This window comes from Micromonospora qiuiae, from assembly GCF_016863555.1.
Taxonomy (GTDB): Bacteria; Actinomycetota; Actinomycetes; order Mycobacteriales; family Micromonosporaceae; genus Micromonospora; species Micromonospora qiuiae.
The window spans coordinates 1-1,097 of record NZ_BOPC01000184.1 but is presented as its reverse complement, the minus strand read 5'-3'; the positions used below and the strand labels follow the sequence as shown (position 1 = coordinate 1,097).

General features: G+C 64.9%; 1 protein-coding gene. It reads right to left on the bottom strand.

What is annotated here, in order from left to right; all coding sequences use genetic code 11:
• A partial coding sequence (gene trpS / locus Vqi01_RS30310; protein ID WP_204038553.1) for a tryptophan--tRNA ligase occupies positions 1-993 on the bottom strand: 993 nt, incomplete at its 3' end.
• Between the last annotated feature and the right edge of the window lie 104 nt (positions 994-1,097).

Here is a 1,097-nt window from a genome sequence, read left to right as displayed (position 1 = left end):
GGTGAGGCCCATCGCCTTGCGTGCCTCGAACACGGTCTGCTGGACCTCGCGCCGGGTGCGTTCCGTGCCTGTCACGATCAGTTCGTCGACCAGGCCCTTGTCGGCCTCGTAGCGGGCCCGCCGTTCGCGCATGGGGTCGAGGAATCGGTTGAGTGCGGTGGCGAGTTTCTCCTTGACCTCGACGTCGCCGACTTTGCCCTCGCGGTAGCGGCTCTTGAGGTCGTCTACCTCGGCCTGGTTCGGGTTGAATACGTCGTGGTACTGGAACACCGGGTTGCCCTCGACCGTGCCGGGCACGTCGGCCCGGATGCGTTTCGGGTCGGTGTACATGCCCATGATCTTGCGGCGTACCTCGGCTGGCTCGTCGGAGAGTGCGATGGCGTTGCCGAGGCTTTTGCTCATCTTGGCCCGGCCGTCGGTGCCGACCAGGGTGGGTGTGTCGGCGCTGACCAGTTCCGGCACGGGGAAGACCTCGCCGTAGAGGTGGTTGAAGCGGCGGGCGATCTCCCTGGTGACTTCGACGTGGGCGGCGTTGTCCTTGCCGACGGGTACCACGTGGGCTTTGACGCAGAGGATGTCGGCGGCCTGTAGCACCGGGTAGCCGAGCAGGCCGTAGGGCATTTCTTCCTTGCCGGCGTCACGGGCCATGTCCTTGAGCGAGGGCACCCGTTCCAGTCGCGGCACCGTGACCAGGTTCTGGAAGAGGGTGTTGAGGTCTCCGACTTCCTGAATCGCCGACTGGAGGTAGAAGGTGGCGGTGTCGGGATCGATCCCGGCGGCGAGGCAGTCCACCACCATGTCCCGAGCATTCTGGGTGGCTTTCGCGATGTCCTCGCGGGTGTTCTTGGTGGTGAGCATGTGCAGGTCGGCGATGATGAAGAAGCTCTCGTACTTCCGGTGCAGCTTTACCCGGTTGGCGATGCTGCCGACGTAGTGTCCGAGGTGCAGTTTTCCGGTGGGTCGATCACCGGTGAGCATCCGCTGAGCGGTCATGACGAAGAGGGCCTTTCGCGGCGTGACGGGTCAACGAAGGTCGCGCAGGGCGCGCACCAACGGGGCGACGGTCGCCTCGTCGATGAGATGGACCTGGATCATCG